This window comes from Halomonas colorata (assembly GCF_014897985.1).
Lineage (GTDB): Bacteria > Pseudomonadota > Gammaproteobacteria > Pseudomonadales > Halomonadaceae > Vreelandella > Vreelandella colorata.
Map to the genome: position 1 here is coordinate 1 of NZ_JABUZA010000075.1, position 6,572 is coordinate 6,572.

The window sequence follows — 6,572 nt, forward strand, 5'->3', positions numbered from 1 at the left end:
AGCGGGTTGGCTACCGCTTTCCCTGGTCAACCGGGCTTGCTTTTACAAGCCTCCGGCTTCAGCCGGAGGTAATTGACTGCGGCACACTTCTTTCCATAACGATCTGTTCTTCGGCGTTTTGTGCGGGGACGATCTGTCTGGGAACGAACCATGGGCATCCCGAAACGGGATCGTCATGTATTTCCGCCTCGATCTCGAAAACCCGGTGCAGGATCGACGGGGTGATAACGTCCCGCGGTGCACCGTCGGCGACGATGCGGCCATCGCGCAGCGCAACGATGCGATCGGAATAGCGCGCCGCCAGATTGAGATCGTGCAGCACCATGACGATGGTGCGGCCATGCGCGCGGTTGAGTTTGCGCAGCAGTTCGAGAACGTCGAGCTGATGCGCGATGTCGAGATAGGTCGTCGGCTCGTCGAGAAACATGATCTGCGTCTGTTGCGCCACCGTCATGGCGATCCAGACCCGCTGCCGCTGCCCGCCCGAAAGCGCATCCACAAGCGTATCGCGCCACGGTGCGACGCCGGTCATAGCCATGGCGTGCTCGACCGCCGCCCGGTCTTCCTCCGTCGTCAGGCCGAAAAGCCCCTGATGCGGCGCACGGCCATAGGCGACCAGTTCGTGAACATTCAGGCCCTCGGGAACGACCGGCCCCTGCGGCAGGATCGAGAGCCTGCGCGCGATGTCGCGCGTCCGCATCTCTCGAATATCCCTGCCATTGAGCAGAACCTGTCCACCCAAAGGGTCGAGCAGCCGACCCAGCCCCTTGAGCAATGTCGATTTGCCCGACCCGTTGGGGCCGACAAGCGTCGTCACCGTGCCTTTCGCGATGGAAAGACCGACGTCATGAACGATGGTTTTCGTCTGATAGGCCAGATCGAGGCCTGCGGCCGCAATCGAGGTCTGGTCCGGATCGACTGTCATGGCGTAAACACCGGCACCGGCGGTTCGTCCGAACCGCCGGTGCGCTCCTGTCAGAATTTGATTTTGAGGGAACCGATGATACTGCGCCCGTCGACATAATCGCAATAGCTGGCGCTGGTGCAGCCGCCGACAGCTTTTTTGTCGGCAAGATTAGTCACCGACACCGCCAGTTTCGACCCGTCTAGATTGGGCGAAAGCCTGCCGAGCTCGTAGGCCAGCATCGCATCGCCCAACGTATAGGCCGGAATGGGCTTGAGATTGTCGTCATCGGCATACATGCTTCCGACATAACGCACGCCGCCACCCAGCGTCAGGCCGTCGAGAACGCCTTCGCGGAAGGTGTAGTCGAGCCAGGCCGAGGCCATATGATTGGGCGTATTGGTCGTCCTGTTGCCCTCATAGCCGTCATTGCTGCTGGTAACCTCGGCATCCATATAGGTATAGCCGAAGGAGGCATTGACCTTCTCGGTCAGGCTGATCTTGCTTTCAAGCTCCAGCCCGCGCACACGCACTTCGCCGGTCTGTACCGAAAAATTGCCGCAATCGGGCAGATTGGGCGCCGCCGCGCAGGTATGCTCATTGTCGGCCGTGGTCACATTCGTCCGCTTGAGATCATAGAGCGAGGCGGTGGACACGCCATTGAACCATTGCGGTTCGTATTTCAGACCGATTTCCCATTGCTTGCCTTCGGTCGGCTTGAAAGTCTCGCCATAATAATCCGTACCGGAAGTCGGCTCGAACGATGTCGAATAGCTGACATAGGGCGCAAGACCGTTATCGAAGAGATAGAGGAGACCGGCGCGGCCCGTCAGGGCATCGTCACGCGTTTCCGTTGTCAAATCGGTGAGAAAATTATCGTTGGTGGTGTTCGCCCAATCCTGACGCAGGCCGGTCAGCAGGCGCCAGTTGCCCAGAGACATCTGGTTTTGCGCATAAACACCATATTGCTCCAGCACGACATTGTTGTCAGTGCGGCGCGCCAGCGTGGGCAGGCTATAATTGCCGTAAACCGGATCGAACAGATTGAGATCGAGACTGGAATTGGTTCCGGAGAGTGAAAGATTGTCCGAGGAAAACCGGCGATAATCGAAACCGGCGATCAGTTCGTTGCGGGTATCACCAATGTCAAAATCATATTTCAGGCTGTTGTCGGCTGCGATGCCGCGCGTGGTCGCCGCCTGATTAAGCGCCGGCCGGCTGACCGTTTTCTGATCGGCTTTCAAGGCACCGAGTCTGAAGGAGGTCGAATTGACATCGACATAGGTGAAACGCAGGTTCTGGCGAAATTCCAGATCCTCGTTCAGCTTGTGCCTGAAATCCGAACCGACATAATATTGCTTGCGGTCGTAATCGCAGAAAGTTGGATCGCAGGTATAGATCCCGCGCGGAAACTGACCGTTGATATTGGGCAGGATGGTTCCGACCGCAGGCAGATAGCTGCTCGAATTACCTTCCGGATCGCGCTGCAACGCCGCCCTCACCGTCCAGTTCGTGTCCTCCGAAGGACGCCAGGTGAAAGACGGAGCGATGGCGTAGCGCTCTGTCTCGCCATAGTCCGAATCGAGATCGGCCCTGCGGCCGACGCCGGCAATGCGATAGCTGAACGTTTCATCCGCGGAAACGCCGTTCCAGTCTATGGTCGTTTCAAGGTGTTTGTCGGTGCCGACACTAAAGCCGATCTCGCGGTCGTTATTGCCCAGCGGGCGCTTGGACACCATATTGATCAGGCCGCCGGAACCGTTCTGGCCATAAAGTACCGAAGCGGGCCCCTTGAGAACCTCCACACGCTCCAGCAGAAACGGGTCCACCTGCGCGACAGCGAGCGTACCCGAAGGTGTGAGCTGGGTTCCGTCAAGGTAGATATTATTGATGCTGTAGAAGCCGCGAATGCGGATTCGGTCGAAATAGCTGGTGCTTGGCTGGAATTCGGTCACCACACCCGGCGTATAGCGCAGCGTTTCCGCAAGCTTGGAGGGTTTCAGCGTCTCGATCTGCCGTGCCGTCACCACATTGATCGTCTGCGGCGTTTCCAGAATGGGCGTGTCGGTCTTAGTCGCGGTCGCGGAGAGATGCGCGACGAAGCCTTGCGCAGGGCCCCAGGCGTTCTCGCCCTGCCCGTTGACCACGATGGTCGAAAGAACGGTGGACCCATCGGGCGCAATGCCTGCGCTCCCCTCCCTCGGCAGCGGTTCCAGAGTGACGGTGTCCGAAGATGTGAACCGATAGGAAAGGCCGGTGCCTGCCAGAAGACGGCTAAGCGCCTCCTCACGGCTCATATTGCCACGCACCCCTTTCGTCTGCTTGCCGCGAACCAAATCGGCCGGATAAAGAACCTGAAGATTGGCATTGTCGCCGAAGCGCGAAATCGCAGCCCCCAGGGGACCGGCAGGCACCGAATAAGAGGCCGGGACGGTTTGCGCCATGCTTTGGGTGGCGTAAAGCGTAACCGCCAGTAAAGCCGAGGACGATGCAAGAAGGGCAATCGCCATCTTTCGCATATGCGCCTTCATGGTCCCGCCGGTCAGAAATCCGGTTTGCCGCATCATTTCCTTTTCCCTCTCCTGTCTGTTTGCAGCCCGCTCGGGATGCTTTCAGAAGTAAGACGTATTCCGCGGCATTCCACCTCACCCTAAATATGAAAAAAATTATCAGGAATTATGCGGATGACGTTTTGACTCAAAACGGGATTACGTCCCACGCAGCAAAACGAGATAATCCGTAAGCCTCACCGCCCTGACCGGCAAGGTCTCGGTTATTGTGGTCAGCACCGCATCGGGTTCGGCAATATTGAAAATTCCGCTCACGCGCAGATCCATGAGCTTCGCATCGAGAATACGAATCGTACCGCTGCGGTAGCGGTTCACATCGGCGACGACCTGCTGCAACGGACGATCCTCGAAAATCAGCTTGCCGCGACGCCAGGCCAGGTCGCTTTCCACATCGACACGCGCGATTTGCTGCATACCGCCGGGGCCGTAGGAGACGCTCTCTCCCACGTTCAGGACAGCGGACGACCCGTCCGGCGCGGTCACTGAAACCGCGCTTTCCTCCACCGCCACGGAGGCATTCCCACCCCATTCGTGCACCGAGAACCGGGTGCCGAGCGCCGTTGCCGTACCGGAAGCCGCCTCGACGACGAAGGGACGATGGGCGTCCTTCGCGACAGCGAAAAAGGCCCGTCCGCCAGCGTCAGGCTCCGCTGCTCGCCGGTGCCGGTGCTGTAATCGGCGAGAAAACCGGCCGGTAATCCATTAATTGCCGTAACGGCCGCAAGACCCGCCGCGGTGGCAAGTCCGCCTGCAAGGAAGGCACGGCGGCCTGGCCTGCGCCCGAGCGGCGGCTTGCGCATGGTGAGCGGCAATCGCGGATCGGCCACCTTATCGAAATCGGACCATATACCGGAAATGCGCTCATATTCAGCGCGGTTGTCATCGGAAGCCGCAAGCCAGCGTCTATGGGCGCGCAACTCGGCATCGCCCGCATCGCCCGAATTGACCCTGACAAACCATGCAAGGGCTTCGTCTTTCGCCTTCTGTTTTGACAATATGCGTTCGTAGCCACCGCCGTTCAACGGGTTTTCCTCTCGAAATGAGGTTCCCGGCAATTGCCGGTCTTAACCCTGTTGACGAATCTGCAATCGCTACACCTCATCATCGCACATGGCTTTTTCATCAGTTCAGCCTTTCATCCAGTCTGGCTCGAGCGGTCGCAAGCGCCTTGATGATGAGTTTTTCCACGGCACTTTTCGTTATTCCGAGCCGCTCGGCGATCTGCGAATGGCTGAGACCGTCGAACTTATGCATGAGAAAAACCTCCCTCTGCCGGGGCGGAAGATTTGCAACGACGTTTTCGAGAATGGCGATGCGTTGGCGGAAATCGGCCGTCTGCTCCGGCGAGGCATCTGCGCAAAGTGAATCACGATCGCCCAGTGGCTCGAAATAGCGCGTTTGCGCGCTTTTTCTGCGCAAATGATCGATGGCGATATTGTCCGCCATCCGGAACACATAGGCCCGCAGATTCTGCACATCCATATCCGGCGGCATTTTTTCGGCACGCAGATAGGTATCCTGAACGACGTCGTGAATATCCGTGGCTGTCCCGAAGCGGCGCGCAAGATGCTTGACCAGATCGCCATAGCTTTCCGTCAACACCTGAACGATCGTTTTTTTCTTATTTTCAGCCACGTCGACAAGACCGGAAACAATGAGTGGGAGGAAGTAAACCGGCCTGTTTGCAATGAGCTTTGACAGTGATAATTACGTCACTGGGCTTATATCGTTGACGACTTAGATATAAGTCATTGATCGCCCCTTCGATTATTGCCTCGACTTTCTTATCGAGCTTTTTCGTACCTGGCTTGCGGCCTCGCGGGGCTGGTATCAATGCTGAAATATGGCCAGCCTCGTGATAGTCCTTAACCCATTGGTATAAAGTGGCAACGTGAACACCGGCTTCTTCTGCTAACTGCTCTGCCTTTGCACGAGTACGAAATGGATCGTCAAGTAGAGGACGGATTGCTGCAAACCGCTGCTGAGCAACTTGCCAGTCTTCGTCTTCGATCTCGGATAAATCCTTTCCTTCAGCAACACCACCTTCTCCAAGCTCTATATCCGTTACGGGACGAAGCTGATGCGCAGACAGACGGTGCACCTCTCCAGTGTCGGTATCTTTAGCAAGGAGGGTTGCTGTATCCAACAAGTGCGAAACTCTATAGGTACGACCATTGGCTGTTATCACAGACCCAGTAGTTACCGATAGAAAAGCGGGCTCTGTAGCCATAAGAAACCTTCTCCGTTAGTAATCCATATGGGGCTGGACATGTTTAATGGGCGTATGAGGTCAGCATGAACACGGCCTATAGCGATCATTTGCCATAAACAACTAAGCGCACACATACGCTTTTCCTCATTCGCATAAGCAGCTGTAAGTAGAATTTCAGGTGTTGTTTCACCGAGCACGGCAAGGGTTCTAGCCAAGTGAGTAGCGGTAGCCGAGTCCTCTGCCAAGTCCCTATAGGCCCTTAGAAATCGTGCATTGTTCAATAGGCCAGTGCCTCTAATCTCTCGCTCAGTCACAATGCGAAAGCCCCAACCTTGCTGCTTGCAATAGCGTATAGCTGCCTGAAATTTAGGCTTCATAATGTGCCAATTTTCTCTCAAATCTTCGCGATACTTAACCTCATACAGAATCGGCGCCGCTTCATCCGAGTAAGTCACGAGCATATCGGGCGTGTACTGACGCCTTTTTCGATCATCATCTTGATACTTAAGGGTTAGCGGCTGCTCACAAACCGTAGCGACCAACGGATCAAAATCGAGGATCATCAGGAAATCGCGCTCTAATGATGACTCAAAATTGCAAGTGCTTCCTCGTAAGAAAGAAACCTGCCCAGTAAGGCTCCTTCGGTTAGTTCCAATAACTCTAACAGGCCGATTCATATTCAGTCGCCTATATATTTGTGATTTTAACACCCAGTCGCTTATATTGGTGTCAATTAGTAGCGTATTTACTTGTCGAAAATAACGTAAGATATTGTTCCAGTATAGCATTAGTAGCTGTTTTTAGTGGAATTCACCATTGAACTCCTTTAGCTCCGCCTCGAAATCCCGACACACCTGTCTAAACAGGGTTTCGAGGGAGTTTAAAT

6 protein-coding genes and 3 pseudogenes are annotated in these 6,572 nt (G+C 55.8%); all 9 read right to left on the reverse strand.

Annotated features, from left to right (window positions below; genetic code table 11):
* Window positions 1-58: 58 nt before the first annotated feature.
* Window positions 59-925: an ABC transporter ATP-binding protein gene (locus INT33_RS20470; protein WP_193063635.1), complete on the reverse strand. Its 867-nt coding sequence runs from the start codon at window positions 923-925 to the stop codon at window positions 59-61.
* A 50-nt stretch (window positions 926-975) separates the two neighbouring features.
* Window positions 976-3,471: a TonB-dependent siderophore receptor gene (locus INT33_RS20475; protein ID WP_193063633.1), complete on the reverse strand. Its 2,496-nt coding sequence runs from the start codon at window positions 3,469-3,471 to the stop codon at window positions 976-978.
* A gap of 141 nt (window positions 3,472-3,612) precedes the next feature.
* Window positions 3,613-3,984: a FecR family protein gene (locus INT33_RS21285; RefSeq protein ID WP_264298799.1), complete on the reverse strand. Its 372-nt coding sequence runs from the start codon at window positions 3,982-3,984 to the stop codon at window positions 3,613-3,615.
* A 36-nt stretch (window positions 3,985-4,020) separates the two neighbouring features.
* Window positions 4,021-4,173 (reverse strand): annotated as a pseudogene (locus tag INT33_RS21625) (hypothetical protein); the annotation flags it as partial.
* A 167-nt stretch (window positions 4,174-4,340) separates the two neighbouring features.
* Window positions 4,341-4,529: pseudogene (locus INT33_RS21630) on the reverse strand (FecR/PupR family sigma factor regulator); the annotation flags it as partial.
* Between the two features lie 67 nt (window positions 4,530-4,596).
* On the reverse strand, window positions 4,597-5,109 hold the full coding sequence (locus INT33_RS20485) for an RNA polymerase sigma factor (protein ID WP_193057283.1): 513 nt from the start codon (window positions 5,107-5,109) through the stop codon (window positions 4,597-4,599).
* On the reverse strand, window positions 5,102-5,623 hold the full coding sequence (locus tag INT33_RS20490) for a helix-turn-helix domain-containing protein (protein WP_193061156.1): 522 nt from the start codon (window positions 5,621-5,623) through the stop codon (window positions 5,102-5,104). The genes INT33_RS20485 and INT33_RS20490 overlap by 8 nt, the downstream gene beginning before the upstream one ends.
* Before the next feature lie 50 nt (window positions 5,624-5,673).
* A complete protein-coding gene (locus tag INT33_RS20495; RefSeq protein WP_217990263.1) occupies window positions 5,674-6,363 on the reverse strand; it encodes a TnsA endonuclease N-terminal domain-containing protein in 690 nt (229 codons plus the stop codon).
* Window positions 6,364-6,495: 132 nt separating this feature from the next.
* A pseudogene (locus INT33_RS21680) lies at window positions 6,496-6,572 on the reverse strand (IS200/IS605 family transposase); the annotation flags it as partial.

What these genes read in the sequence shown, in the direction of transcription:
- INT33_RS20475 (WP_193063633.1), bottom strand. Translation starts at nt 3,471, where the DNA reads ATGATGCGGCAAACCGGATTTCTGACCGGCGGGACCATGAAGGCGCAT.
- INT33_RS20470 (WP_193063635.1), bottom strand. Translation starts at nt 925, where the DNA reads ATGACAGTCGATCCGGACCAGACCTCGATTGCGGCCGCAGGCCTCGAT.
- INT33_RS20495 (WP_217990263.1), bottom strand. Translation starts at nt 6,363, where the DNA reads ATGAATCGGCCTGTTAGAGTTATTGGAACTAACCGAAGGAGCCTTACT.